The organism is Pirellulales bacterium, from assembly GCA_035546535.1.
Taxonomy (GTDB): Bacteria; Planctomycetota; Planctomycetia; order Pirellulales; family JACPPG01; genus JACPPG01.
The window spans coordinates 18,629-44,951 of the sequence record DASZWQ010000052.1 but is presented as its reverse complement, the minus strand read 5'-3'; the positions used below and the strand labels follow the sequence as shown (position 1 = coordinate 44,951).

General features: G+C 63.3%; 19 protein-coding genes. 13 read left to right on the top strand and 6 right to left on the bottom strand.

Annotation, left to right across the window (positions count from 1 at the left end; genetic code table 11):
* Window positions 1–320 precede the first annotated feature (320 nt).
* A complete protein-coding gene (locus VHD36_07015) occupies window positions 321–1,427 on the top strand; it encodes a Gfo/Idh/MocA family oxidoreductase (protein ID HVU87053.1) in 1,107 nt (368 codons plus the stop codon).
* Window positions 1,428–1,792: 365 nt separating this feature from the next.
* Here the strand turns inward: VHD36_07015 and VHD36_07010 are convergent, their stop codons facing one another.
* Window positions 1,793–2,458: a DUF6338 family protein gene (locus VHD36_07010; protein ID HVU87052.1), complete on the bottom strand. Its 666-nt coding sequence runs from the start codon at window positions 2,456–2,458 to the stop codon at window positions 1,793–1,795.
* 210 nt (window positions 2,459–2,668) lie between these two features.
* Here VHD36_07010 and VHD36_07005 point away from each other — a divergent pair, with 210 nt between their 5' ends.
* On the top strand, window positions 2,669–3,340 hold the full coding sequence (locus VHD36_07005) for a DUF6690 family protein (protein ID HVU87051.1): 672 nt from the start codon (window positions 2,669–2,671) through the stop codon (window positions 3,338–3,340).
* Between the two features lie 123 nt (window positions 3,341–3,463).
* Here VHD36_07005 and VHD36_07000 read toward each other — a convergent pair whose 3' ends face one another.
* Window positions 3,464–5,632, bottom strand: coding sequence for a penicillin acylase family protein (locus VHD36_07000; protein ID HVU87050.1), 2,169 nt, complete (start codon window positions 5,630–5,632; stop codon window positions 3,464–3,466).
* Between the two features lie 271 nt (window positions 5,633–5,903).
* Here VHD36_07000 and VHD36_06995 point away from each other — a divergent pair, with 271 nt between their 5' ends.
* Complete coding sequence (locus tag VHD36_06995; GenBank protein HVU87049.1) at window positions 5,904–6,377, top strand: hypothetical protein; 474 nt, start codon at window positions 5,904–5,906, stop codon at window positions 6,375–6,377.
* 79 nt (window positions 6,378–6,456) lie between these two features.
* Here VHD36_06995 and ftsH read toward each other — a convergent pair whose 3' ends face one another.
* Entirely contained in the window at window positions 6,457–8,532 is a 2,076-nt protein-coding gene (gene ftsH, locus VHD36_06990; GenBank protein HVU87048.1) for an ATP-dependent zinc metalloprotease FtsH, read from the bottom strand.
* A 622-nt stretch (window positions 8,533–9,154) separates the two neighbouring features.
* Here ftsH and dxr point away from each other — a divergent pair.
* From dxr to VHD36_06975, 3 genes are read left to right on the top strand one after another with little or no spacing between them, the layout of a single operon-like run.
* Entirely contained in the window at window positions 9,155–10,318 is a 1,164-nt protein-coding gene (dxr, locus tag VHD36_06985) for a 1-deoxy-D-xylulose-5-phosphate reductoisomerase (protein HVU87047.1), read from the top strand.
* Window positions 10,309–12,372 (top strand): site-2 protease family protein, encoded by a 2,064-nt coding sequence (locus VHD36_06980; GenBank protein HVU87046.1) that lies wholly within the window; start codon window positions 10,309–10,311, stop codon window positions 12,370–12,372. The genes dxr and VHD36_06980 overlap by 10 nt, the downstream gene beginning before the upstream one ends.
* A gap of 27 nt (window positions 12,373–12,399) precedes the next feature.
* Entirely contained in the window at window positions 12,400–13,191 is a 792-nt protein-coding gene (locus VHD36_06975; GenBank protein HVU87045.1) for an HAD-IA family hydrolase, read from the top strand.
* A 37-nt stretch (window positions 13,192–13,228) separates the two neighbouring features.
* On the opposite strand, the gene VHD36_06970 is transcribed toward VHD36_06975, so the two are convergent.
* A complete protein-coding gene (locus VHD36_06970) occupies window positions 13,229–14,320 on the bottom strand; it encodes a hypothetical protein (GenBank protein ID HVU87044.1) in 1,092 nt (363 codons plus the stop codon).
* A gap of 12 nt (window positions 14,321–14,332) precedes the next feature.
* Between VHD36_06970 and VHD36_06965 the strand changes: the two genes are divergently transcribed.
* Entirely contained in the window at window positions 14,333–14,560 is a 228-nt protein-coding gene (locus VHD36_06965) for a hypothetical protein (GenBank protein ID HVU87043.1), read from the top strand.
* Here VHD36_06965 and VHD36_06960 read toward each other — a convergent pair.
* Complete coding sequence (locus VHD36_06960) at window positions 14,550–14,900, bottom strand: helix-turn-helix transcriptional regulator (GenBank protein HVU87042.1); 351 nt, start codon at window positions 14,898–14,900, stop codon at window positions 14,550–14,552. The genes VHD36_06965 and VHD36_06960 overlap by 11 nt on opposite strands.
* Before the next feature lie 59 nt (window positions 14,901–14,959).
* Between VHD36_06960 and VHD36_06955 the strand changes: the two genes are divergently transcribed.
* The gene (locus VHD36_06955; protein HVU87041.1) at window positions 14,960–15,595 is read left to right on the top strand and encodes a DUF2147 domain-containing protein; all 636 of its coding nucleotides are present in this window, start codon (window positions 14,960–14,962) and stop codon (window positions 15,593–15,595) included.
* A 96-nt stretch (window positions 15,596–15,691) separates the two neighbouring features.
* Here the strand turns inward: VHD36_06955 and VHD36_06950 are convergent, their stop codons facing one another.
* On the bottom strand, window positions 15,692–19,561 hold the full coding sequence (locus VHD36_06950) for a hypothetical protein (GenBank protein HVU87040.1): 3,870 nt from the start codon (window positions 19,559–19,561) through the stop codon (window positions 15,692–15,694).
* A 424-nt stretch (window positions 19,562–19,985) separates the two neighbouring features.
* Here VHD36_06950 and VHD36_06945 point away from each other — a divergent pair, with 424 nt between their 5' ends.
* From VHD36_06945 to VHD36_06925, 5 genes are all read left to right on the top strand, one after another.
* Window positions 19,986–21,230, top strand: coding sequence for a PQQ-binding-like beta-propeller repeat protein (locus VHD36_06945; protein HVU87039.1), 1,245 nt, complete (start codon window positions 19,986–19,988; stop codon window positions 21,228–21,230).
* 195 nt (window positions 21,231–21,425) lie between these two features.
* Complete coding sequence (purH, locus tag VHD36_06940) at window positions 21,426–23,009, top strand: bifunctional phosphoribosylaminoimidazolecarboxamide formyltransferase/IMP cyclohydrolase (GenBank protein HVU87038.1); 1,584 nt, start codon at window positions 21,426–21,428, stop codon at window positions 23,007–23,009.
* Window positions 23,010–23,036: 27 nt separating this feature from the next.
* Window positions 23,037–23,819, top strand: coding sequence for an indole-3-glycerol phosphate synthase TrpC (gene trpC / locus VHD36_06935; GenBank protein ID HVU87037.1), 783 nt, complete (start codon window positions 23,037–23,039; stop codon window positions 23,817–23,819).
* A gap of 110 nt (window positions 23,820–23,929) precedes the next feature.
* Window positions 23,930–24,388, top strand: a complete 459-nt coding sequence (locus tag VHD36_06930; protein HVU87036.1) for a thioesterase family protein — start codon at window positions 23,930–23,932, stop codon at window positions 24,386–24,388.
* Window positions 24,389–24,685: 297 nt separating this feature from the next.
* The gene (locus VHD36_06925; GenBank protein ID HVU87035.1) at window positions 24,686–26,311 is read left to right on the top strand and encodes a DUF1571 domain-containing protein; all 1,626 of its coding nucleotides are present in this window, start codon (window positions 24,686–24,688) and stop codon (window positions 26,309–26,311) included.
* The last annotated feature ends 12 nt before the right edge of the window (window positions 26,312–26,323 follow it).

The following is a 26,323-nucleotide window of genomic DNA, read 5'->3' as shown; positions in this document are numbered from 1 at the left end:
GAAGTCGGGAGGACCGTGCAACCGAAGACGGCCGCACTACAGTCAACGGTCGCTCCCGATCTTTTGTGGTGCGGGCGTCCCGCCTGCTTCTTTGGGCAACGTGCAAGACTGAACAGCCTTGCCGCGTCGCGGCGGTTTCTTGCGTCGTCACGAGGGGTATTGTAATCTGGCCACGTTTTCAGCGGGAAAATTCTGTAGCGCGGTTCAGGCAGAGCCCTGGTGGACAAGCCACCAGGGGCACCCCGCTTCGCCGCAATGATTTACAGTCGGACAAGCCACGGTCGCTCGTTCGCAGCCGTCCACAGCGGAGTACGCATCTCATGGCCAGCCCCAAAAAAGTTCGCGTGGCGATCATCGGCCTCGGTTTCGGGGCCGAGTTCATCCCGATCTACCAGAACCATCCGCACGCCGAGATGTACGCCATCTGTCAGCGCTCGCCGGAGAAGTTGAACCAGATCGGCGACCATTTTGGCATCGCCAAGCGCTACACGAAATACGAAGACGTGCTCGCCGATCCGAACGTCGACGCGGTGCATATCAACACGCCGATTCCCGATCACGCGCCGCAAAGCCTGGCCGGCTTGCAGGCCGGCAAGCACGTGGCCAGCACCGTGCCGATGGCGACCACGGTCGAAGAATGCCTGGCCATCGTCGACGCCCAGCGCAAGAGCGGCAAGCATTACATGATGATGGAGACGGTGGTCTACAGCCGCGAGTTTCTGTTTGTCAAACAACTGTACGAGAGCGGCGAGCTGGGGCGGATTCAATTCCTGCGCGGCTCGCACCAGCAGGAGATGGCCGGCTGGCCCGGCTACTGGGAAGGGCTGCCGCCGATGCACTACGCCACCCACTGCGTGAGCCCCTGCCTGCACTTGCCGAACAAGCGCGCCGAAAGCGTCGTGTGTCACGGGTCGGGGCGGATCAGCGACAAGCTCACGGCCAAATACGGTTCACCGTTCGCCGTCGAGACCGCCACGATCCGCCTGGCCGACTCGCCGCTGTGCTGCGAAGTGACGCGCAGCCTGTTCGAGACCGCGCGGCAGTACATCGAGAGCTTCGACGTGTACGGCGATAAGGTGGCCTTCGAATGGACGCGCGTCGAGCATGAGCCGTGCGTGCTGCACCGTGGCGAAAAGCCCGAGCGCGTGACGGTGCCCGACTTCGCCCATTTGCTGCCCGAGGGGATTCGCCGCTTCACGACCAAGGGGGTGTACGACGCCGACGAGGCGCAGCACTTGTCGTTCATACAAGGGAGCGGCCACGGCGGGTCGCATCCGCACATGGCGCACGAGTTCTTGAGCGCCATCGTCGAAGACCGTCCGCCCCGGCCCGACGCGGGCACAAGCGCCAACTGGACCATGACCGGCATCTGCGCCCACCAGTCGGCCATGAAGAACGGCGACCGGGTGATGATCCCCAAGACGTAAGCGGCCAGACTGGCTACTTCTTACCGCCGCCTCCGCGACCCTGATTTGTCGACCCGCCGCCGCTTCCGCCAGGCGCGGCCGGACGGGCGCCGGTAGTATTTGGCGGATTCGCGCCCTTTTCTTGGCCGGCTTTCGGCCTCACGTGGGTCACGTCGACAGGCTTTCGATATCGATCGCTCATCTGGCATTCCAACTTACTTGGTCTACTTTGTTCGTCCTGAACCCCCGGACCTCGGCGCGCGCTCCGCGCTGCCGCGTGGTGCTGGCGGGCGGTTGGCGGGCGGACTCGGAGGGTTCTGGCCGCCCTTACTTGAGCGTGGCTCGGGCAAGGGCAAAACTTTGCGGTCGCACTTATCTGTCATCGTTTAGCCCTCGGAAAGCTCCTGCTTCGTCAACGGGAACTCCACGGTCATGTTATCCTTCGGTCGTGCAAGGTACATGTGGTCAGCCTCGTACAAAAGCTTCCCCGTGGCCTCATTGTATACGCATACCTGGGTCAAAAGAACTTCGGCTTGGTCCTCGACGTCAGAAAATGCACGAATATATCCCTGGAACATCAGCTTTGCCTCAAGATCCCGAACAGTCGCCCATTTCACCTCGTTAATGTTAAAAGCGAACGACCAGACGTTCGGAGGCCCGAACTTCTTCGTAATCTTCAGAGCCCTAGCAATGTCATGAAACCAAAATTGGTTGATGCAGTAACTGGTCGCGATTCCCAGCAAAAATGCGATCGAAGTAACGACAGCGACCTCTACGGCGTTAATCGGAACCGCTTTATCGCCAAGCGCTTTGAATAGGTTCAATTGTGGCGGGGGCATGAAGATCCCGCCCGTTTCGGGGAACTCTATCCCAAAGGGCGCCTTTAGCAAGGCAAAGATGACGTATGAGAAAACAGCGTAGACGAATGCTAAAAGCGCGATCTCGTGCGGGCGTCTCTTAAGATGCACCGTTAATGCATCGACCGTCAGAAAACAGATGATTCCCGGGAAGAAAAGAAGCAGCAGTCTAATTGTGAAGTCGGTCACTTCCATCGCTTTTAAATGCCCACACTGGAATACTGCTCAGGAGGTCGATTTAGTTTACTTATCCTGCCCATGTCACGCTATCGTCCGATTGCGCAGATTCCGTGTCATTCGACGGCCCAAACCATGCGTGGGGCGCACCGCATGAACCGGCCGATACCCTTTTGATGAGCCGCGATATCGCGTGATTGCGTCAGGGGGTGCGGCGAGGAGGGACGGATGGCCGGCAGAAGCAAGTTGTTTGTCGCCCTGTTCTTGATGACCACCGTGCTGCCGTGGGTGCTTTCCACGAGTAACGGGGTCTCGGGGCTCTTGGCCCGCGTGATGCCGGCCAAGGGCAAGGACGAAGCGGCGAAAGCCGAGGCAGTGCCCGGCGAAACCGAGCAACCGGTCGCAGCAGCCGCTACGGCGGGTGATGCCGCTACGCCCAAGGCCGCCAAGCCGGCCACGCCCATCCATTCGCTGGAAGAAGTGCTCCGTTTCGACGTGACCACGGCTTGGGTGCTGTCGAATTGGCCGCGTGTCTCCGCCAATCTGGCCGAGCTCGACGTGCAAGGCTATCGCGTTCCGCTGGTCACGGGCACCAGTGATGCCGACGTGGCCGGTTCGCTGACGTACTATTTCAACCAGAAACAACGGGTCGCGCGGATCACCTTCTTCGGCACGACCGGCGACACGCGCCGCCTGGTGGCCTTCCTCGAATCGCAATACGGCTTCAAACGGGCGCAGACGCCCGAGCCGAATCTGTACATCTACCAGGTGAAGTCGTGGAGCTGGGGCAAGGTGACGAGCGAGCTGCGCATGCGCCCGGCGTCGGTCGTACGTAGCGACGTGCCGCACTCGCGCTTCGAAGTCGCGCTGTTGATCGACCGTCCCAAGTCGATGGACTGAACATGACGAATGTCGAACGTCAAATGTCGAAAGACACGAGTCGGCAGCCGGCAGTCAGTACTTTGCGCGCCGGGCAAGCCCGGCGGCTAAGCAGGGGCACTTTTCATTCGGCATTCTCTTCCGTCACTTGTCGCCCGGGTGGTACTTCACCTTCGCGTGCGCCACGACTTCGTCCCAGTCGAACCAGGCCGGCTTGAACTTCTGCTGCACGTAGAGCTGGGCCTGGTCGAAAAAGTGAGGCGAGCTGGGATCGGCGTTCTCGCCGAATTGCAGGATCGTGGCCGCCTTCACTTTCTCGTTCTTGCTGAACTCGTACACGCCCACGAACGAATGCCCGACGATGCCGTACTGCTTTTTGCGCTGCGGCGTGATGGGGGTGTAATAGGTGTTGAAGACGATGCCCAAGGGGCCGGGCGCGCCGGGACAGGCGATGCTCGACAGCTTGTCATCGAACGGCACGAGTGCCCCCTCGGCCTGGTTGGCATGCCGCTGCATGCGGCTGATATCGCCCCACGGCACCTTCCAATCGCCGTAGAGGGCCTTGATCTTGGCGGCTGCCGTGAGCAAGGCCTCGAACCGCTTGGCCTGGCTCTCCTGATATTCGGGCTTGAGATTCTCGGCCGGGTAGCCGGTGCCGTACAGCTCCTGATACCAGGCGGCGCACAGCGTGGTTTGCGTCGAGGTCACTGACGAGCGGAAGTCCCAATCGGCCAGGTGCGCGATCAAGGGCGCGGCCTTGGCTGCCAGCTCGGGATTCGACGCCTTCAACAATTCCAGCTCGCGCTGGTAGCGCGGAATCTCGATCAGCGGCCAGTACAGCGTCGTGTCGAAAGCCAGCCGCTGCCAATCGTCGAACGTCGCGCCGTGCAGCTTGCGCAAAAGCATGCGCGACACCTTCGAGCGCCTTTTGTCTTCGTTCTGCTCTTCGACCATGTACGGCGGGAAATCGGTCTGGAACGGATTGCCGTCGTCGGTGGCCGCAAACGGCGTCGCGTTGCAGTTCTGTACGTAGCCCGACGGCGGATTCCACACTTGCGGCAGCTCGTCGAACGTGTGCAGGCCATTCCATTCGGTCTTGGGATTGCTGCCATCGACCGGTTTGGTCCAGTCGAAACTGGGATCGCGGCGCGGAATCGTGCCGTTGTAGACGTAGAAAATATTGCCGTCGTGATCGGCGTACACCGTGTTGAACATTTGCAGGTTGAGGCCGGCCATCGCCTTGCGCCAGTCGGTGAAATTGCGAGCCCGCGTCATGTCGAGCGCTTGCCGCAGCCGGCTCCCTTCCATGATCTTGGCGACCCGGACGGCCAGGTAATGCGTGTCGTCGTCCTTGGCCATGATCGGGCCGTGATGCGTTTTGCGGAACGTGCATTTGCGCGGCTCGACTTTGTCGCCGGTGCGCACGCCGATCGACTCCTGCCACTCCTCGGCCGTCTTGTAGCCGTCGGCGTAGCGATACTTCAGACGGTCAGGCGAATCGAACGTCTCGCGATAGACGTCGACGATGTCCGGATTGTTCACCGTGTGCGACCAGCCCAGGTTGTCGTTGTGGCCGATCGTGGGAATGGGGCCGCCGAAAAACGTCGAGCCCGAGAAGCTCCAACCCTCGCCGCTGTGCAGATGGCCTTCGTAGAATTGCCCGTAGCCGAACCAGGGCTGGTGCGGATTGGCAAAGAGCATGGTCGTGCCGGCCTTGGTTTTCGCCGGACCGATGGCCCAGGCGTTGGAGCCGACGACGGCTTGGATTTCGTCCTGCAGGGTGCGCGTGGCCTTCTTCGGCACGCGGGCTTTGCCGTAGATGAAGTTCAAGAGCGTGAAGCGCTCGAAGGCGATCAGATTCCACGGCTCGAGCTTCGTGATCAGCCGCGGCTTGACTTGCGGATGCGTCGCCAGGTAATGGTTGAAGCCGGCCGCGTACGCCGCGCAGATGCTGCGCAGTTTCGGCTCGAGCGAAGGAAAGTCCTCGCGCGAGCGGCGGACCACTTCGAACGAATGGTTCAACAGATCGCTTTCCAGGCCGGCGTCGCCCACGACCTCGGCATAGCGCCCCAGGCATTGCAGGTACGAATCCTCGACCTGCCAGAAATAGTCCTCGCACTGTGCGAACGCAAAACCGAACACCACGCCCTCGTCGGTCGGTGCGTCGATGTGCGGCACCCCCCACTCGTCGCGATAGATCGTGACGGACTGTGCGAGCGACGAGGGATCGATCTCGTCGGCGCCGCGCGCGACCGGGGGCACTGTCGAACCGAACAATAGAGACGCGAAGATCGCCAGACGGAAGCGGCGCATGATGCAAAGCTCCTCGATTTTGCGGTGCGGCAGAAGGGGCGCGGGAAGGCGCTCCTAGCATGCCGCTTGCGCCGGCGCGATGCAAGCAATCGCCGTGGGTTTTGGCCAGTAGCGGTGCGTGTCACCCGGCGTGAGACGGCGCTTTTCGCCGGCAATATCCCCCTGGCCGGGCGCTTTCTTGCGTTTACAGCCCCAGCAGGCGTAAAATCGAGTTTGTCGCGTCGTGCTCTGTGTCGCGCGAACGCGCCCGTGCGTGCGTGGGAGGATGGCCATGAGTGCCTGGTACGGAATTGCGGCCGCCGGTGTAGTGGTCACGGCCGCGGTGGCCTTGCTGTGGGTCAAATTAAAAGCGCGGTTGGCGCGGGCCAACTACGAGCGCTACCGCTCCGATTTTCACCTGCATCGCGAGCGGCTCGAGGCGAAGTTCTTCGAGCTGGCCGGCAAGAGCGGCAAGCCGCGCGGCCTGCGCTGGACGGATTGCTCGTTCGATGACGAGGTGACCTACGCTCGGCACCGCCAGAATGGCGAGCTGTGCGCCTTCGTGGCCGTGACGATCGCCTTCGAAGCCATCGAAGGGGGCGGCATGGAAGAGGTCGAGGCCGTCAGCAACCTGCGCGCCGCCACCGCCGTCTTCCGGCTCGACCACGGCAAGTGGCAAACCGATGGGCGGGCGATCTTCAATCTCAATCCGACCGAAGCCATCGCCTACTACCAGGACAACCTGGTGCTGGTCGGTCAGGAATAGCACGGCTGCTCACTCTGAGTTCGGCACTGGTGGGCGAGCCACCCGTGGCACCTCGTGGCACCCAAGCCTTATACGTCTTCTACGCGCCGCTGGCCTGGTCGGCTTCAGGCGCTGCTTCATCGCGCGGCGGGAGTGGCCGCTTTCGCGCAATGCCCGTTCCCGGCACCAGCATCGGGCTGGGCGAGTTTTCTTCGATGATGACCTTCAGTTCGTCCGCGTCGATGACTTCCTTCTCGATCAGCCGGGCGGCCATGGCTTCGAGCGCCGGGCGGCGGGCGGCGATGATCGCCCGCACCTTTTCGATCATTTCGTCGATGATGCGGCGCACTTCCTGGTCGATTTCGCGGGCGGTGTGCTCGCTATGGCTGCGCTCGCGCGGAAAATCGCCGCCGCCCGACAAGAATGGCGAGCGGCCGCTTTCGCGATAATTCACCCGCCCCAGGCGGCTCATGCCGTATTCCATGACCATGCTGCGCACGATCTCGCTGGCCCGTTCCAGGTCGTTTTGCGCCCCGGTCGAAACATCGTGGAACGTCAATTCCTCGGCGATGGTTCCCGCCAACAGGACCTGCACCCGGCTCTCCAGTTCGCCCTGCGTCATCAGGTAGCGGTCCCCTTCGGGGCGCTGCATCATGTAGCCAAGCGCGCCGATGCCGCGCGGAATGATCGACACTTTGTGTACAGGGTCCGTATCGGGCAAGCTGTAGGCGACCAGGGCGTGCCCGCTTTCGTGGTAAGCCACGCGCTGCTTTTCATCCTGGTGGATAATGCGCTGTTTCTTTTCCAGGCCGGCGGTGACGCGCTCGACCCCTTCGTTGAACTCTTCCATGCCGACGGAGCTTTTTCCCTTGCGCGCGGCCAACAGCGCCGCTTCGTTAACCAGGTTGGCCAGATCAGCGCCGACAAAGCCCGACGTGATGCGAGCCACGTCTTGCAGCTGCACGGCATTGTCGAGCTTCACGTTCTGCACGTGAACTTCCAGAATCTTTTCGCGGCCGCGCACGTCGGGCCGATCGACCAATACGTGCCGATCGAAGCGCCCCGGACGCAACAGTGCCGGATCGAGCGTCTCGGGCCGGTTGGTGGCGGCCATGACGATCACGCCGCTATTGGAGCCGAAGCCGTCCATCTCCACGAGCAGGGCATTCAACGTTTGTTCGCGCTCGTCGTGCCCGCCCACGATGCTCGTGCCGCGCGTTTTGCCGAGCGCGTCGAGCTCGTCGATGAAGATGATGCAGGGGGCCTTGGCTTCGGCCTGCTGGAACATGTCGCGGACGCGCGCGGCGCCGACGCCGACGAACATCTCGACGAAGTCCGAGCCCGACAGGCTGAAGAACGGCACGCCCGCCTCGCCAGCAATGGCCTTGGCCAATAACGTCTTGCCGGTGCCGGGAGGCCCGACGAGCAGGATCCCCTTGGGGATGCGGCCGCCGAGCATCTGGTATTTCTCAGGCGTGCGAAGGAACTCGACCACTTCGCGCAGCTCTTCCACCGCTTCGTCGATGCCGGCTACGTCGTCGAAGGTGACGCCGATATCCTCCTGCGCATACATCTTGCCGCGGCTGCGGCCAAAGGCCATCGGGCTGCCCGCGCCCCCCAGGCGACGCATCATGAGGAAGAAGGCCAGCACGAACAGCGCCGTCACGATCAGGATGGGGGCATAGGCCCGCAGTCCACTCGGCGCGCGTTCGGCCCGGACGTCGGTAAAGCCGTTGGCTTTGAGCGACTCGAAAAGGTCGTGCTCCAGGCCCAATCGCGCCGTCGAGAATCGGACGCCGGTTTGCTCCTCGCCCGTCGGGACGCCATGGGCATCGAGCGGGCGCATCGTTACCTTGCCCGTGATTTCCGAGACCCCAACGGTCAGGTCGCTGAGATGGGAAAACCGGCGGCCTCCCTTTCCCTCGCCTCCTTCGTCCTTGACCTCGATCGTAGCCGGGGGTTTCCCCTCGCGCTCGTTCTTGGCATCGCTTCCCATGCCGATGAGCGTGTCCAAGTCGCCAAAGCGGATCTCGACATCCGGCTGGCTGGCCAAGAGAGCGACCAAGAAAACCGTGCCGATACCCAGGGCCAGCAGGTACCAGATGATGTTATTGCCCATGTTGGGCGACTTCTTATTATCCACCGGCTTCCGAGGCAACTCGGGACGAGAATCCATGGCGCGGTATCCTTGGCGACGTTATCCGTGATGGGCGAAACTTACGGCCGGCAAAGCAAAGCCTGGCGGCACGGGGGCCAGCCGCGAGAGGTGGGAAGGGCTATGAGCCGATCGAAAGACATACCAAACCTATCCTAGAATCCGTCCCCGGAAGATACAACGAGAGCGTCCGCCGCGGGCATCGGCTGAAGTATCGTTCGCCACGCTGCGGGCGACTACCCTCTGTTGCCTCTGCCGATCAGGGTTGTGGGGCTCGCCAGACGCTCCTAAAATGCACGGCGGCGTCGCAGCAAACCCAAGTCTGCACGGCGATTAGCGCGTTCCAGGACGAAACGCCTGCGATCCTCCGCCGCGTGGTGGGTGATCGGCAGTCGGCGGAGTGATCGCCACGATCGGCATAATGCGCTTGGGGGCACGACTGAGATTCCTCGCCCGAGGCGGACACCACCCAAGCGGCGTACGCCGGAACGGTCGCCTTGGCTGAGAACCTCCTATGGGTAAAGGCCTGTCGCTCGTCGCCGGTCATGGCGCTGCAGACGTAAGTGACGAACAGTTCCAACACGCACCGGGCCATCCGGGCTGCGATCTGCGTAGAACCACTAAACGCCCGGCAACTCTTCCCATGACGGACCGCGTGAAAAACATCGCCGTGCTCGGGTCCACAGGCAGCATTGGGCAGAGCACGCTGGCGGTCATCGCGGCTTCGGAAGGGAAGCTGCGGGCCGTGGCCTTGTCGGCTCACGGGCGCACCGGTCTGCTCGCCCAGCAAGCCGTCGAATTTGGCGCGCGCTGGGCCATCGCCAGTGACCCGGCGGCGGCCGCCCGGCAGGACTGGAGCGGTTTGCCCGGCGGCTGCGAGCTCGTCACCGGGCCGAGCGCCTTGGAAGACATCGCCCGCCGGCCCGAGGTCGACGTGGTGCTGGCCGCGATCGTGGGGAGCGCAGGCTTGCGCAGCACGTGGGCCGCGCTCGACGCCGGCAAGACAGTAGCGCTAGCGAACAAAGAGACTTTGGTCATGGCCGGCCGGCTGGTGATGGAACTGGCCGCGCAGCGAGGCGTCCGGATTCTGCCGGTCGATAGCGAACATAGTGCGGTTTTTCAGGCCTTGCAGGCCGGGCAAGGGCACGAAGTGCGGCGAATCGTGCTCACGGCCAGCGGCGGTCCCTTTCGCAAGTATTCACGCGAGCAACTGGCCAGCGTCACGGTTGCCGAAGCCCTGGCGCACCCCACCTGGGCAATGGGGCCGAAGATCACGGTCGACTCGGCCACGATGATGAACAAGGCGCTCGAGATCATCGAAGCCCGCTGGCTGTTCGACATCGACGTCGAGCGGATCGACGTGGTGGTGCACCCGCAATCGATCGTGCATTCGTTTGTCGAGTACGTCGACGGTTCGGTGCTGGCGCAGCTCAGCCCGCCAGACATGAAGCTGCCGATTCAATACGCCTTGACTTACCCGCACCGTACCGACGGGGTGGCGGCGCGGATGAATTGGACCGATTGCATGCGGTTGGAATTCGAGCCGCCGGACCTGGAGCGGTTTCCGGCCTTGGAACTGGGGCGCGAGGCGGCCCGCGTAGGCGGAACGACGGGGGCCGTGTTGAACGCGGCGAACGAGGCGGCTGTCGAAGGATTTTTGCGAGGCGAGCTCCCCTTTACCGAAATCGTGCCGGCCTGCCGCGGCGTTTTGGAACATCATGATTTTGATCCCAGTCCTACACTTGATGAGTTGATTCGAGTCGACGGCTGGGCGCGCAAGGAGATGGCACGTTGGGTATGCACTTGATCGAGGCACTTGCAAACGCGGCGCCTCTGGCTGCCGCAAGCTGGCTCACCGACTGGCACAACTGGAACTTGATCGCGCAAGTCGCGGTCGGCCTGGGGGCGGTGATTTTCGTTCACGAGCTGGGGCACTTCCTGGTCGCCAAGGCGTGCGGCGTGAAGTGCGAGAAGTTTTATCTCGGCTTCGACGTCTTCGGCCTCAAGCTGGCGAAGTTTCGCTGGGGTGAAACCGAATACGGCATCGGCATCCTGCCGCTGGGCGGATACGTAAAGATGCTCGGCCAGGAGGACAATCCGACCAAAGCCGCCGAGGAGTTCGAACGCGCCAAGCTCGCCCGCGAGGCCGCCGAGGGTGACACCTTGCCCGAGGGGGAAGCCAGCGCCGAGACGAGCATCTTCGATCCGCGCAGCTACCTGGCCAAAACGGTTCCGCAGCGGATGGCGATCATCTCGGCGGGCGTGATCATGAACGTGATCTTTGCCTTCGCCGTGGCCGTCATCGCTTACAAGATGGGTGTCAAGGAAAACCCGTGCGTCGTGGGCCGGCTGTGGCCGGGCGATCCGGCATGGACCGCCGGCCTGCGCCCGGGCGACAAGATCATTCGCATCGGCGACATCGAGAACCCGCGCTTTCGCAACCTGCAGCAGCGCGTGGCGTTGGGTGACAATCTCGACAAGGGGGTGAAGTTCGTCGTCGAGCGCGAGGGGGCGAGCGAGCCCTTGGAGTTCACGATCTACCCCGACCCGACGGGCCTGGCGCCGCGGATCGGCATCTTTAGCGCCTCGACCACGCAGTTGGCCAAGCCGCCGATCGTGCCGGTGGCGCCCTTGGGTGGGAAGGACAGCCCGTTTAAGCCCGGCGACACCATCGCGGCGATTGCCGGCAAGAACGTCGCAACCAACGCCGACGTGCAGCGCGAGCTGGCGCAAAACGTCGGGCCCACGACCGTTACCGTGCTCCGCAAGCTGAACGAGAACGACTCGGAGCAGGTGCCGATCGAACTGCCGGGTCGGCCACTCAAGCGCCTGGGCATTGCGATGGAGATCGGCGCGATCGCGGCCGTGCAGGCCGGCTCGCCCGCCGACAAGGCTGGCTGGAAGAAAGGGGACCTGCTGGTCTCGATCGATGGCGAGCCCATCGGCGATCCCGAGACCTTGAACGACCGGTTGCTGAAGCGTGCGGGCCAGGAAGTCACGATCGTTACGCGGCGCGACGGCCAGCAAAGCGAGCAAAAGGTGACGCTGCGCGAACCGTATGCCGTGGAAGACCCGCTCACTCCGGCCGAACCGTTGGTGCTGAACACGCTGGGCGTCGGCATCAGGGTCACGACGCGCGTGGCCAGCGTCGAGCCGGGTGGTCCAGCGGAGAAGGCTGGCATCGCCGCAGGCGCCGAGGTCGTGGCGGCCCGCTTGCCCCCACAGAACGTCAAGCTCGATGACAAGGACGTCGAATTCAAGGTCGAGTTTGGCGAAGCGGCCGACAAGGCATCGTGGCCCTTCTTCGTCGAACAATTGCAGAACACGCTGGCCGACACCAAGGTCACGCTGACGCTGGCCGACAAGCGCGAGGTCGAAGTCGACGTCGCCGCGTCGAACGAGTGGAACCCCGACCGCGGCTTCAATTTCGAGCCGCTGTACGTCGAGGTGCGCGCGGCCACGATGAGCGAAGCGCTGAAGCTCGGCAGCAACGAAGCCGTGGAATCCGTGGCGCAGGTCTATCGCTTTCTGCGCAAGATCGGCACCGCGCAGGTCTCGCCCAAGGGCATGGGCGGTCCGCTGTCGATCTTCGGCGTGGCCCATCAATCGGCCAGCAAGGGCGTCTCGGCGCTGTTGATCTTTCTCGGCATGCTCAGCGCCAACCTGGCGGTGCTGAACTTTCTGCCGATCCCGCTCCTGGACGGCGGGCATATGGTCTTCTTGATCCTGGAGGGAATCCGCGGCAAGCCGGTCAGCGAGCGGGTCGTGATCGCCTTCCACTACGCCGGGTTCCTCTTCATCATCAGCCTGATGACGTTTGTCTTCGCGCTCGACCTGGGCTGGATCTCGCGGCTACCGTGACGGCAAACGCAGAATGATGAATGCAGAATGATGAACAAGGGAAACGATCGTGCGGAGTATTCCTTGGCTTCGATTCATCATTCATCATTTTGCACTCATCATTTGCCGCGTGCCGTTCTCTTCGACGCCGTGGGCACGTTGATCCGGCCCGAGCCGAGTGTCGCCGCGGCTTACGCGCGTGTGGGACGCCGCCACGGCATCGAGATCGCCGAAGCCGAAATGCACGGTTTGTTTCGCGCGGCGATGGCCCAACAGGACGAGATCGATCGCCGGTTGCACGCCGGGCGCACCAGTCAAGAGCGCGAACGTGAGCGGTGGCGCGGGATCGTGGCCGATGTCTTCGGCGCTGCGCCGCAGGCCGGTGCCATCTTCGACGATCTGTGGGAGCATTTTGCTAATCCGCAGCACTGGCAATTGTTCGACGATGCCTCGGGCGCCTGGCAAGCGCTAGCGGCGGCAGGCGTCACGATTGGCATCGCTTCGAATTTCGACGATCGATTGGATGGCATTTGCCGGGCCCTGACGCCCTTGAGCGACTGCCGGCACGTGTTCGTCTCGTCGCGTGTCGGCTGGCGCAAACCCCGGCCCGAGTTCTTCGCCGCAATCGCTGACGAACTCGGCTTCGAGCCCGCAGAGATGCTGCTCGTGGGAGACGATCTGGAGAACGATTTTCGCGCGGCCCGCGCCGCTGGCTGGCAGGCGGTGCTGGTGGAGCGGGCCGAGAGCAGCGCCGCGGGAACGCACACTGATCAAGAACCTCGAGCCAGCGAGTCGATCAGCTCGTTGAGTGAACTTCTTGGACAGGTGCGTTCGGCGTAAATCGCGCGAAACGACGCTCCGAAAACCGGGGGATCGCTCAAGGCGCAGTTTGAGTGGGCGGGTCAACCTTCACGTCGATCTTCATGGCTTGCGCGACGGCGCCGACGCTTCCAGCCGGATACGTTATGCCGTTGGCTGTCCCGTAGCCCTGCGCTGCCAATGGCAACGCGTCCTTGAACGCATCGGCGAATCCGTCCGGCAATGCGAAGGTAACTTTCGTCGATCCGCCCGCCGCAGTTCGAACCTTCGGAACATTCATGGAGAGCGTGGCATAAAAGGTGCTTTTGTTGGGGACGGGTGCCGGTTGCTCGATCCCTTCGGTTACCTCGCGCGCCATGACATCGGGAGACGGGCCCGTCAAATTCAGCCACTTGTGGACTTCGTACTCGCGTGGCGGCAGCCACCGCGTTTCCGAATATGGCTCGACGTGGGTGCCGCCTAACCCCGTTGGCCCCAGTGGGGCGGGCCAATCAAGAATGGGTGTAAGGTGTGTCTCCAGTCCGTCGCGGAACAGACGAACCGGACGATCAGTGACTGAACTTCCGAATGTGATATTGTCCAATGTGGTCACGTCGAGCTGTTGCCCCTTTGCGCATGTGATCGTTTTCGGGAATGGTTGTGTGACAAGTTCGACTCGGGCGGAGGCCAGCACGTCCAAGGTGACATGCGTCACGCCTGAACCCGTCACTACAGTCATGGGGCGGCTTTGAATTTCCCGGTAGTAGAGACTCTCCTGGCTTTCGCCCTGCGGAACCTGCAGCGGAGCGATCACGGAGTACTCGCCATATTGAAGCGCGCCCGTTTTGAAGTGTCCGTCAGCATCAGTCTCGACGGCATCTACGATCACTCCCGTTGTTAAGTTTCCTGCGACATCGGGAAAGCGATAGATTTTCACCAGGACGTTCGCCGCCGGCTTCGACTTGTCACCCAGATAGCAATGCCCGGTGATTTCCGGCGGCCGCTGCTGAGCCAGCATTGCTTCTTGCGTGGCGGTCAGCGAGGCGAGCTGGTCGGAAAGCTCCGCGGTGCGCGCCGCCAGATTGCGCTGTGCCTGCCAACCGCCGGCCGCGAGGAGTGCGACGCCGATTACGAGAGTGCTCAGAAGCGCGATGCCAACCGTTCGAAACATGAAATCCTCCCCATGGTGGATCCACCAGCATTGTCGTTTGATGCGACTCACGTCGCCGAAGCGTGCGAGCGCCGCGCTCGCCGCTCGATCGGGCGGCTCTCCCTTGCGCACCAACTCCGCCGCGGCGGCCGCCAGGTGATCGGCCAGCTCGGCCTCCAGGCGAGCGTCGAATGTGTCTTGCGACCGGGAGCCAGCGAAATCGCCTGTTGCACCGGTCCCTTCGTCATCGTCATGCCGTGACAATTCCGACATGCGCGATCCCTAGAATGCGGTTGACCGTTTTGCTGAACGTGGCCCATTCGGTACGCAGACTCTCGAGGTAGCGCCGCCCCTCGCCCGTCACGCGGTAGTGCTTCCGCTGACGCCCCTCGGGCGACGCCTTCCAGGTAGCGCGCAGGTAGCCGCGCTTTTCCAGGCGATGCAGGGCCGGGTAAAGCGTTCCTTCCTGCGCCAACAGCTCGCCACCGCTCGATTCCTGCACTGCCTTGGCAATCTCGTAGCCGTAGCTTGCGCCCGCCGAGATCAACTCCAGGATTACCGGCTCGAGCGCGCCGCGCAACAGATCGGGGTTGGTGACCATCCGGGTGTTTCCTTGGCCTATGCCTTGTCTCGCTAGGCATGAGAATACCTGGGCAGGCCATGTATGTCAACCAAGTGCGCGATGATGCAAGCGGCCACACCGATCGCGGGCGATTGAGCGAAGATCGGCAGTTTGCCTTTAACCGGATTCCCTATAAACTCCTGGGTGCATCGCTTCTCGAAACCTCGCCATCCGTGGGTGCAGACATGAATCGCCGCATTTCGGTCGCCTTTGCCTTTGCCGCCGCGCTCTTGGCCGTGTCGAACTTACAAGCTGCCGACAAGGCGCCGGGCGATGCCCTGCTCGGCAAATGGTGGTTCCCGAAGAAGAACGGCAAGCTGGAGGTGCGCCGCGAGAACGGTATCTACCACGGCAAGATCGTCGCCTACGACAAGGAAGGCGCGCTCGATAAATACAATCCCGACGAGTCGCTGCGCAAACGCCCGGTCGTGGGCATCGACATGCTCAAGGACTTCACCTACGACCCGGCCAAGAAGCAATGGTCCGGCGGAACGATCTACGACGGCGACAGCGGCAAGACCTACAACTGCACGCTGTGGTTCGAGGACGGCGACAGCAGCCAATTGAACGCCCGCGGCTACGTGGGCATCTCGCTCTTCGGGCGGACGGAAATCTTTCCGCGGGTGACCGCGCAGGATGAAAAGGCCGAGGCCGAGAAAAACGCCGGCAAATAAAAGTGCGCCGTGCCATGCCTTTTCGCCCTCAGGCGAATGAGCGGGCGACTCCAAAGGCGTGCCGACTGAACAAGAAGCGGCATCGCAGGCACCGCTTCATTCACCCAATTGTCGCTGCACGTCGGCAAGCGTCAGCCGCACGGGGCGCACGCGCGCCTGCAAATCGGCGGCGGCGTCGTGATCGCTGCTCTCGGCCTGGGCTCGCGCCGCTTCCTCTTCCAGCGCCGCCAGCCACGCGGGAACGTCCACGCCCGAGCCCGCGGGCTGCTCGGCCAGTTCGCGGATTTCGCTTTCCAGGCGCAAGAAGGCTTCACCGGGGTCGCCTGCGCGGATCTCCTCGATGGCCGGCGCCACGAGCGCCCGCAGCCCGTCGACCACGAGCGGACGCACGAACCGTTCGGCCAGCCGGGCCGCGATGCTCGGCAGCCGCATCTGGTAGCGCTGCCCGAGCGCTTCGAACTGCTTCTGCAGGGCGTCCGCCGCCTCGCCGGTGCGCTCTGCCAGGGCACGGCGCCATAATTCCGCGGTATCGATCTGTCCGTGCCGCATCAGGACCTCGTGCGCTTGCACGATGGGCCGGATGTTCCAGCAAACGCGTTCGTAGCTGGCCTTCAAACGCAGGCAATCGATCAACGTGTACAACAGCTCGCCGTGGTCGGATTGCGTGGTCGTGCTGTTGTAATCTTTGTACTCGTTGTAATTCTCGACGATGACCTCGGCGATGGTTTGCAACTGCGCGGCGGCCGCGGCGCGAGTCAGGGGCGGCTCGTCGGCCGATAGATCCTCGATCAATTTCAGCGGTTGGGCCGTGTCAGGTTCTTCTTCGAGGAGCCGCAAATAATTCTCGGCGCCTTGATCCAAAATGGCCCGCAGGCTCCCCGGGTTGAGGAATTTCTGCGTAAACAGGTCATGCCCGTAGCGCTCGACGAATTCGACCAGCGACTTGAAGCGCTCGGGCTCGGCCAGTTTTTCTAGCGCTGAAAGCCGCACGGACCGGCTGTGTTCGAGCCACAATCGCAACAACGGCTCGGTGAGCGATTGCAAGGTTTCGACCAACTCGGCATCCGCCGCCGGCTGCTCGTTGCTCGTAGCCGCCTCGACGACTGCCGTGACCAGGGCCCGATATCCGGTCTCGAAGAGCCGGTCAAATTCCGTGATGGCCCGGTCCCCCTTGGGGCGATGGCGCTCCATGGCGATCGCGACCGTGATCAGTTGGCAGGTCTCGGCCAGCAGTCCCGCGCGCGGCAGAATCGTGAGCAGGTCCACCAGCAACTGCCTGAGCGATTGCGTGCGCACGAATTGCTCCGGGTCGCCGCCGCGCGACAGGGGCACGTACAGAATCGGCTGCTGCTCGAACTCGGCGCGCAAAGCCGGAAACGAAGCGCGGGCCGCGTCGGCGTTCCCTTCGAGCAAAGCGCGCAAGAGCGGCGTCGCCAAGGTCTCGAAGCGCGGCAACGGTGTTGCATTCGCGGCGGCTCCCTCGCCGTCGGTGGATGCGGCGGCTCGAATCCACCGCGCCGCGGCCGCCGCCTCGACGGCCGTCGCGGCGACTTCGGCCAGCAGCGACTCCTTCACGCGGCGGCGGCGATCGTATTCCACCAGGGACGTGTGCGTACCAGCGGGCTCGGCGATGCGATATTGGTGGAGCGCCGTGAGCAGTTGCGCGAGCCCCTCTTCGCAACGCGCCGCGTGTTCGTACTGTGCGGCCAGGTTCTCCGCCAGCGGATTGGTGGTCGTCGTAGCGCTGGCGACAGCGCACATCGTACGCAACTGGGCCAGCGTGCGCAAAAAGCCGAGCCGCGACCGCAATCGCGCGGCTTCCAGATCGAGTTCGTAATCGCTGGCCGGTTCGCTGCCGCCAAAGAGCGAGCTATCGGTGCCGTCGTCGGTTGTATCGAGGTACGTGACGTCCTCGTACGCCGCCTGAAACAGGTTCGCATCGTCATCGTCGTTGTCGCCATGACCGCCGTTTTTGTTGACGACGAAGGCCAGTTGCGGAACGTCCCAATAATCGCCGGCGTTCGCCTCCACATAATCGAAGAGCCGGCCCACCAGCGGCCAGGACGGCTCTGGCACGCTTGCATCGGTCGGCAGCAACAGCTTCAGGCCGCGCAGCGTCAACTGACGCAGGGAATACTCCCCCTCTTCCAGCGGCATTCCTTCCGATTCGGATAGCCATTGCACAAGCAATCCCGTTGCCGCGAGAAAATCGCGCTTGTCGAGCAACGTACGGATTACCAGGGCATAAGCACGGGGTGATTGGAACTCGGCGACGTGTTTGCGCCAGAACGCGATATCGCCCCCGGTGGCGCCGGCCTGGCGCCATGCGCCCAGCGCGCGGGCGATGGCCGTGGCGGCATCGACCGATTCGCGCCCCGACACCGAGTCGACGCCCGAAACCTCCAGCGTGCCGAAGCGGTCCCACCAGGTGGCAAAGGCGTTGAGCTGCGCGAGGACCTGTTCCAGGAGCACGTCCTGACCCGCTGCCGCGGCATCGGCGGCGGTGCGCACGACGAGGCTGAAGATGCGCGTCACCAGGTGTACCAGCACGTCGACCCGGTGATCGCGCACGCTGTTTTCCATGGCCGGAAACAGGCTGAATTGCCCCTGAAAGCCCAAGATGTTCCAGGGATCGACTACCGCGCCGCAATCGATGGCCCGCCGTAGCAGGTCGTCGACCTCGGCCAGCAAGCGGGCAGCTTCAGCGACGTCGCCGCGCTCGAGCGCCAGGTGGCCGATCGTGATCTGGCCGCTGATTTTCGACAACATGCGCGCCGAGGCGACCGGCACGATCTGCGCCTGGCGTGTCGTCGCTTCCAGGTTGCCCATCGTGGCGAACAGGCGTGCCAGGCGCACATGCTGCAGTTGCACGCCGCGCAGCCGCGCGAGGCGGGAATTCAAGTCGTGCCGCGCGCCGGCGAACGGTTGCCGTAGCGTCGCCGCCTCGCTACGCAAGCGGTCCCCCGCGGGGCCGTCCGTTTCGGCCAGGCGGCGGCGATAGAAGTCGTCGCGATACGCCGCGATCCGGGGCAACAAGTTCGCCAGGGTCGTGTCGGAATCGTGACTCTCGGGCCCGCTGCCGCTGACGCCGGCGGCCATCAGCATCGTGCCGGCCAGTACCACGGCCGCTTCCTGCAGACGAAATGCAGCCTCGTCACCCGACGCCTCTTCCACACGTTCCAGCAATGCATCCAGGGTCACGGCCTGTAAAACGAAGCGCGTGTAGCGTCCCGAGTTGTCGATCGTGTGCGGGTCCCACTGACCGAAATGGTAATTGGGCCGCTTGTTGGCGGGATGATCGAAATCGTAAGCGCGCGGATCGAGCGCCAGTTCCTGCAGGTGATGGGGATCGAAGCTGGCTCTGTCGAGAACCTCGCGATCCGTGGCGCGGAGCACATCGAGCGTTGCCGCGATCATATCGTGATAGCGTCCGGCCGCGACGCCAGCCCCGGCAACAAAGAGCGGGATCGGGCAAACCCACTCATGCCGATAAGGTTCGATCTTCTGCGCCGTCCGCAACACCACCACAGGGCGATGGCCGATGAAATCGTTCAACCGCGCAACGGCACCGCGGACGATGCGCGGCGTCTCGGTCCAGGGGCCCTCCTGCGCCAGTGCCAGCGCGCACGCCTTGGCGATGAAAAAGGGCTGGTACAGCGCTTCTTCGTTCTGATGGGCCAACAAATCCTTGTGGAACTTCTTGTACTCGGGCAGGATCGAATCGAAGACCAACCGTACCAGGGCCGCCGCCTGGTCGGTCGATTCAAATCCGGCGATCTGCCCCGCCACCGCCGTCAGTTCGGCATCAAGCTGCTCGCGTAGCGTGCGCCAGGCCGGCTGCCCGGCCCTGCTGTCGGCCGCGGCGGCGGCAAACGCGTCGTTAACGCTGGCGTAGAATTGAGCGTCAAAGGTGCCCGACGACAGGTTGAGATATCCCAACACCTTTCGTAGGGCGGCATGGTTCATGGCGGCGCCGGGATGGAGATAGGCGGTGGGCGGGGCGGATGCGGTGCCCCCCACGCAGGTGGCAAAACCTGGCTGACTGGGCACCTGCCGACGGACCGGCGGCAACCCGCCTTGGCAGGTCTTGGGCGGGGACGCGAGTCCTGCTGGCCCCGATAGCGCAAGACTCTAGCGGGCCGTGTCATCCTAGAATTGTCGGGCCCGAGGCACAACCCGCCACCGGTGGTGTCCGACCCCGTACGACCATCGGCGCCTGAGGCCTTGCGGTGGCTGTTTTGCTCCCCACGTTTGCGCTTGGGCAATTATCATGAAAGGATGCGCCGCGTGTCGATCGTGGCGCGGCTCACCGACCCCCCTGGCACCAGGCACCTGACGCAAAATGCACGCTAGCGCACGAATCGGTATCCTCTGGGCGGCTTGTGGTGTCGTGAGCCTCGTCGGCGCAAGCACGACCTGGGCTCAAGGGGGGCGTACCACGCTCATCACCGAGCAACAGGCCCGTCGCTTCGGCCTGACGCGAGCTTGGGCCACGCGCATCAAGATGGATTCGAGCCGCAATCGAGTTCACGAAATCACGCTGCACCAAGGGGCGCTGATCAGCGTGACCGATGAATCGATGGTGCAAGCCTTCGATGCCGAAACCGGGCGCACGCTGTGGACGACGTTGGTCGGGCAACGGTCCTTTCCCAACACGCCCGTCGGCGCGAGCGCCTCGTACGTGTGCGTGTGCAATGGTTCGACCTTGTACGTGCTGTCGCGGCGCGACGGCAGCCTGCTCTTCACCCGAAAATTGCAGGGAACGCCTTCGGCGGCGCCGACCGTGAGCGACACGCGGGTTTACGTCCCGACCTTCGCCGGCGCGGTCGAGAGCTACGAAATCAAACCGGAAAAGCCGAAGCTGACCCCTACCACCTATCGCACCAAGGGGTCGATCGATGAATCGCCGGTGCTGGCCGGTGATTACCTGGTGTGGGGAACGCATGCCGGAGGAGTGTACTCGGCCAACAAGGACGATCTGAACGCCAACTATCGTTTCATGACGCGCGGCCCGATCACCGCTGGGCTTGGTTACTGGCCTCCGCTGGTCTACGCCGCGTCGGCCGATGGTTACATCTACGCGATTGACGAAAAGTCGGGCAAGCGTCGCTGGCAGTTCTCGACCGGTTATCCGGCACGACAGATGCCCGTACCGCTCGACGGCAACGTCTACGCGATTGCCGAGCTGTCAGGCATGCATTGTCTGGCCGCCGATAGCGGGAACGAGCGATGGTTCAGTGCAGACGTTGCCAAGTTCATCGCGGCCAGTAGGACACGTTTATACACGGCCGATGAGCAAGATCGGTTGGTGATCGTGGATCGTCGCAGCGGCGCGCACCTGGGCCGCATGGCCACCGAGCTCTTGCCGATCAAAGTCGAAAACACCCAGACCGACCGCGTGTATCTGGCGACCGATACCGGATTGCTGCAATGCCTGCACGAAATCGACCAGGTAAAACCGCTCGTGCACGAATTGCCCCCCGATCCGGAAGCGACTCCGGCCGGAGGACGCCGGGCGCCGGCGGCAGCCGCCGCGGCTGCTCCTGGAGCTGCCGCCGATCGTGAAATGGAGGCCGATGCCCCGGCTGATGCGGCCGCGGACGATGATCCATTTGGCGCCGCAGCGCAGCCGTAATCATCACCGTGCCGGCCGTTTGAGGACCGCGAAGCGATCGCCTCTCTCACGCAGAATCGGGCTCCTGTTGGCCGCGAGGCTTGCGCGGTATCTTCTACGAGCAAGCGCGGATTACTTCGTTCCGCGAGCCCCCAGAACGGCGATCAACCGCCGCGCCGTTTCGCACGGGCTTGCGTCTTCCGGAGGTGACGGATCGTGACTCAAACGACGGATCAAGCGGTCAAAGTCGGCCGCGCCATCATTAGCGTCAGCGACAAGACCGGGCTGGCCGAGTTCGCCCACGGCCTGGCCGCCGCCGGCGTGGAGATTTACAGCACCGGCGGCACGCGGCGCTTCCTCGTCGAGCAGGGGCTCTCGGTCCGCGATATCGCCGATTACACCGGCTTTCCGGAAATGATGGACGGTCGGGTCAAGACGCTTCATCCAAAGGTTTTCGGCGGCATCCTCTGGCGGCGGGATAATCCCGAAGACAAGCACTCGCTCGCGGCCCATGGCATCGAATCGTTCGACCTGGTGGTCGTCAACCTTTATCCCTTCGAGCAAACCGTGGCGCGCGGCGCGAGCGACGAGGAGACGATCGAGCAGATCGATATCGGCGGGCCGTCCTTGGTGCGCGCGGCGGCCAAGAATCATGCCTTCGTAACGATCGCCACCAGCCCCGACCAGTATTCGCGGATTCTTGCCGAGCTCTCCGCAAAAGGCGGCATCAGCTACGGGCTGCGGCGGCAATTGGCGGCCGAAGCCTACGCCCACACGGCGCGGTACGACGCCGGCATTGCCCGCTGGTTCGCCGCGACCGGCCCGGAGCCGGCCGAGGATTTTCCCGCCCGACTCGACCTGTCGGTCGATCTCAAAGAAGTGTTGCGCTACGGCGAGAATCCCCACCAGCGGGCGGCGCTCTACGCCGAGCGCTTATCGACGCCGAACCTGGTTGGTGCCCGGCAGCTCAATGGTAAAGAGCTGTCGTACAACAACCTGCTCGATCTGGATAGCGCCTTGGCGATCGTGCGCGGGCTGGCCCGGCCGGCCGCTGTGGTCATCAAGCACAACAATCCCTGCGGCGCCGCGGCCGCCGAGCAATTGAGCGTCGCCGCGGGGCGCGCGATGGCTGGTGATCCGGTGAGCGCCTTCGGTTCTGTCCTGGGGTTCAATCGAATGGTCGATCTAGCCACGGCCGAAGTGCTGTGCGAACCGGGACTTTTCGTTGAGGCCATAGTGGCTCCAGATTTCGCGCCGGATGCGCTCGTTGCACTGACCACCCGGCCGAAGTGGAAAGCGAACGTGCGCCTCTTGGCGGTCGGTGCTTGGGGACCGGCGCGGCCACGGTTCGAATATCGGCAAGTCGACGGTGGTCTGTTGCGACAAGAGGCCGATGTGCTACCGGACCCTATCGAAAGTTGGACCGTGGCCACGACGGCGGCGCCCAGCGACGCGGTGCGGGCCGACCTGGAATTTGCTTGGGCCATCGTCCGGCATGTGAAGAGCAACGCCATTGTGCTGGCCAAGGACCAGACGCTGTTGGGCACCGGCGCCGGGCAGATGAGCCGGGTCGATAGCGTACGCATCGCGATCGAGAAAGCGGGTCCGAAGGCGGCCGGTTCGGTATTGGGGTCCGACGCGTTTTTTCCGTTCCCCGATTCGATCGACCTGGCCGCCGCCGCCGGCGTAAAGGCCGTGGTACAGCCGGGCGGGTCTCGCAATGACGAAGAAGTGACGGCCGCCTGCAATCGGCATGGAATCTCGATGCTTCTGACAGGCCGGCGGCATTTCAAGCACTGACAGCGCGACGATTTTTCAAGATTGACCATGAGCACGATCCTCGACGAAATCGTCGCCCGCAAACGGCACGAGATTGCCGCAGCGCAAGCGGCCGTGCCGGCTGCCGAGCTTGAAAAGCGGCTTGCCGAAATGCCTGCGCCGCGCGATTTCTTTGGCGCGCTATCCGCGCCGGGGCCGATCCGCCTGATCGCCGAAGTGAAAAAGGCCAGTCCCTCGAAAGGTGTGATCCGCGAGGATTTTGAGCCGCTGGCCATCGCCCAGACGTATGCGGCCCATGGCGCGAGTTGCCTGAGCGTGCTGACCGACGAACACTTTTTTCAGGGAAGCCTTGACTACTTGCGGGCGATCAAACAGCAGGTTCGCCTGCCGGTGCTGCGCAAAGATTTCATTCTCGATCGTTATCAACTGCTCGAAGCGCGGGCCGCCGGCGCCGATGCCGTGCTGTTGATCGCCGAATGCCTGGACGATTGCCACCTGCGGTCGCTGCACAACGAGGCGGTACAGCTGGGCATGTCGCCCCTCGTGGAGCTGTACGAACCGGAGAACCTGCCGCGCGTGTTCGACGCCGGGGCAACGCTGATCGGTATCAACAATCGGGACTTGCGCACCTTCAAGACGGATTTGGATCACACGCTGCGTATGCGCGAGCGCATCCCCGATGAGTGCGTGCTGGTCGCGGAAAGCGGCATTCGCAGCCGCGCGGACGTCGAGCGTTTGCAGGCGGCCGGCATCGATGCGATCCTGGTCGGAGAATCGTTGATGGCCAGTCCCGATGTTGGCGCGGCCGTCGACGCGCTTTTGGGTCACTAAGACCAAGAAGCTTGTCTACCAGTGCTTATCGAGGATTCCGCACCGGTGGGCGAGCCACCAGTGGCACCCCATCACTCTTTCCAAACAGCGTCTGCGAGAACTCACGAAGGATGGCCCAGCCCTTTCGCTACTACCTGCGGGTGCGCTACGCCGAGTGCGACGCGCAGAAGGTGGTGTTCAACGTTCATTACGGCCACTACGTCGATCTGGCCACACTCGAGTTCTTGCGCGCCCTCGGCTTCGAAAAGCTGCTGGTCAACGGGCCGCTCGACTATCAGCTGGTGAAGCAAACCAAAGAGTGGAAGTCGTCGGCGCGCTTCGATCAGGTGCTCGAGATCGCGGTGCGGCCGCTGCACTTGGGGAACACGTCGTTTTCCCTGGCCGTGGAATTCCGCGTTGCCGGCGAGGATGCGATCATCGCCACGGCCGAGACGATCTATGTCCTGGTCGACGCGACGACGCTGACCAAGACCCCGCTACCGTCGGAATTCCGCGCGGCCCTCGCCACGGCCGCCGCCGGCTTGTGGGTCGATCATGCCGACAGCACCCCGCGCGAAACTCTCCGCTAAAGCCGGTTTCCTGCACCGGCGGCCTCGATGACGCCCGGCCCCCTGGTGCGCCCGACCGTGGGAATCGCCCCTGTTTTTTGCATGACAGCATCGCTGTTTCAGGGCGAAATACTGGTATCGGAGGTTTCGCGGAATTGGGACTATAGTGCCGTCTACGCAAACCGCGATTGTTGGCATGCTGCCGGCGTACTCGACCGCATTCCCGGCACATTTCGCGACCTAGGCTTACTCACCCGCGGAAACGCGCGGATACCGGCCTTCGAAAGATTCGGCACACACCAGGAGCTGCCCTCGGTCATGTTCAGGCAAATCGCGCTTATTGGGCTGTTCGTTGCCTCCATCCATGCGAATGCCTTTGGCGCCACGCCCATCGGGCCGCCGCCGGGCGACCTCACGGCGCAGCCGGGAGAACACCCGCTGGCCCCCATCATTCGCTGGGGTAAAGCGGGCATCGCGGCGCTCGAAAAAGTCGACTCCTACTCCTGCCGCCTGGTCAAGCGGGAACGCGTCGCGGGCAAGCTCACCAACTACCAGGGCATGTCGGTCAAGATGCGACAGCATCCGTTCAGCGTGTACGCCGCGTTCACCAACAAGCAAGACCGTCCTTGGCAAGAGGTCGTTTTCGTCGAGGGCCGCGACGCCGGCAAGATGTTCGTCCACTCCGACGAATTTCGCCTGATGGGCACCGTATCGCTGTTTCCCGATTCGGACCGGGCCATGCGCGACAATCGTTACCCACTGACCGAAGTCGGCATCCTGAACCTGATCAAGCGACTGGTCGAACACGCTGAGAACGATTCGAAATTCGACGATTGCGAAGTGAAGATCTACAAGGACGCCAAGATCGAAGGGCGGCCCTGCCTGTACATTCGCGCAACGCATCAGAATCGCCGGCCGGAATTTACGTTCCACATGGCGCGGATCTTCATCGACAACGAATTGAACGTGCCGGTGCGCTACGAAGCGTACACCTGGCCCGACGATCCGAAGGCCCAGCCGCCCTTGATCGAGGAATACACGTATCTTGATTTCCAGTTCGACCAGCACTTCACGGATCGCGATTTCGACTACAACAACCCCGACTACTATTTCCCGCCGGATTTCGGCGAGCCGGAAGTCGATATCGCTGACATCAAGCCGGTTGCGCAACCGCCGGCCGAGCTGGGTGACGCGGCCAAGAAAGCGCCGGCCGACCAGCCGATGGCGACCGTGGTGGCCGTGACGCGCGACATGCTCGATCGCCTGGCGCACACGCCCGACTACACCTGCCTGGTGAGTCATCGCGTGCAGGCTACCGGCCAGGCCGACAAGTACGAAAATCTGCACCTCAAGGTGCGGCACGATCCGTTGAGCATTTATGCCTTCTTCCTTGGTCCCAAGACGCATAAGGGGCAAGAGGCGATTTACACCGCCAAGCGCGCCGACGGCAACGTGCTTGTGCACACGGTCGCCCCACGCGGTCGCTCGGGCGTGACCCTGCAGTTGCGCCCCAACAGTCCGGAACTCGTCGGTTCCACGGGCGAAGCCTTCAACGAGGTGGGCATCAAGAGTCACCTCGAGCGGTGGCTGACCATGTACCAGTCGGAATTGCAGCTGGGTGACGCGGTGGTGAAGTACTATCCGCAAGTGGAAGTCGACCAGCGGATGGCGACGTGCATCGAGGTGTCGCACGCGACACAGCGGCCGCAGTTGCATTATCAGAAGACGCGGCTCTACATCGACGCCGACCTGAAGCTGCCGGTGCGCTTCGAAGCGTACGGCTGGCCAGCCGCCGCCGGACAGCCCACGCCGCTGGCTGAAGAGTTCAACTATCGCAACATCGAGTTGAATCGCGGGTTGACGGACCAGGATTTCGATCCGACAAACCCGAACTACGCTTTCGGCCCGGCCACGCCCGCGGTGCGCACGACGGGGGCGCAATAGCGCATTCGTTCG

What these genes read in the sequence shown, in the direction of transcription:
- VHD36_07000 (HVU87050.1), bottom strand. Translation starts at nt 5,632, where the DNA reads ATGCGCCGCTTCCGTCTGGCGATCTTCGCGTCTCTATTGTTCGGTTCG.
- VHD36_06980 (HVU87046.1), top strand. Translation starts at nt 10,309, where the DNA reads ATGCACTTGATCGAGGCACTTGCAAACGCGGCGCCTCTGGCTGCCGCA.
- VHD36_06970 (HVU87044.1), bottom strand. Translation starts at nt 14,320, where the DNA reads ATGTTTCGAACGGTTGGCATCGCGCTTCTGAGCACTCTCGTAATCGGC.
- VHD36_06960 (HVU87042.1), bottom strand. Translation starts at nt 14,900, where the DNA reads ATGGTCACCAACCCCGATCTGTTGCGCGGCGCGCTCGAGCCGGTAATC.
- VHD36_06930 (HVU87036.1), top strand. Translation starts at nt 23,930, where the DNA reads ATGGCCCAGCCCTTTCGCTACTACCTGCGGGTGCGCTACGCCGAGTGC.
- VHD36_06925 (HVU87035.1), top strand. Translation starts at nt 24,686, where the DNA reads ATGTTCAGGCAAATCGCGCTTATTGGGCTGTTCGTTGCCTCCATCCAT.
- VHD36_06955 (HVU87041.1), top strand. Translation starts at nt 14,960, where the DNA reads ATGTATGTCAACCAAGTGCGCGATGATGCAAGCGGCCACACCGATCGC.
- trpC (HVU87037.1), top strand. Translation starts at nt 23,037, where the DNA reads ATGAGCACGATCCTCGACGAAATCGTCGCCCGCAAACGGCACGAGATT.
- VHD36_06965 (HVU87043.1), top strand. Translation starts at nt 14,333, where the DNA reads ATGGTGGATCCACCAGCATTGTCGTTTGATGCGACTCACGTCGCCGAA.
- VHD36_06995 (HVU87049.1), top strand. Translation starts at nt 5,904, where the DNA reads ATGAGTGCCTGGTACGGAATTGCGGCCGCCGGTGTAGTGGTCACGGCC.
- VHD36_06950 (HVU87040.1), bottom strand. Translation starts at nt 19,561, where the DNA reads ATGAACCATGCCGCCCTACGAAAGGTGTTGGGATATCTCAACCTGTCG.
- VHD36_07005 (HVU87051.1), top strand. Translation starts at nt 2,669, where the DNA reads ATGGCCGGCAGAAGCAAGTTGTTTGTCGCCCTGTTCTTGATGACCACC.
- ftsH (HVU87048.1), bottom strand. Translation starts at nt 8,532, where the DNA reads ATGGATTCTCGTCCCGAGTTGCCTCGGAAGCCGGTGGATAATAAGAAG.
- dxr (HVU87047.1), top strand. Translation starts at nt 9,155, where the DNA reads ATGACGGACCGCGTGAAAAACATCGCCGTGCTCGGGTCCACAGGCAGC.
- VHD36_07010 (HVU87052.1), bottom strand. Translation starts at nt 2,458, where the DNA reads ATGGAAGTGACCGACTTCACAATTAGACTGCTGCTTCTTTTCTTCCCG.
- VHD36_07015 (HVU87053.1), top strand. Translation starts at nt 321, where the DNA reads ATGGCCAGCCCCAAAAAAGTTCGCGTGGCGATCATCGGCCTCGGTTTC.
- VHD36_06975 (HVU87045.1), top strand. Translation starts at nt 12,400, where the DNA reads ATGATGAACAAGGGAAACGATCGTGCGGAGTATTCCTTGGCTTCGATT.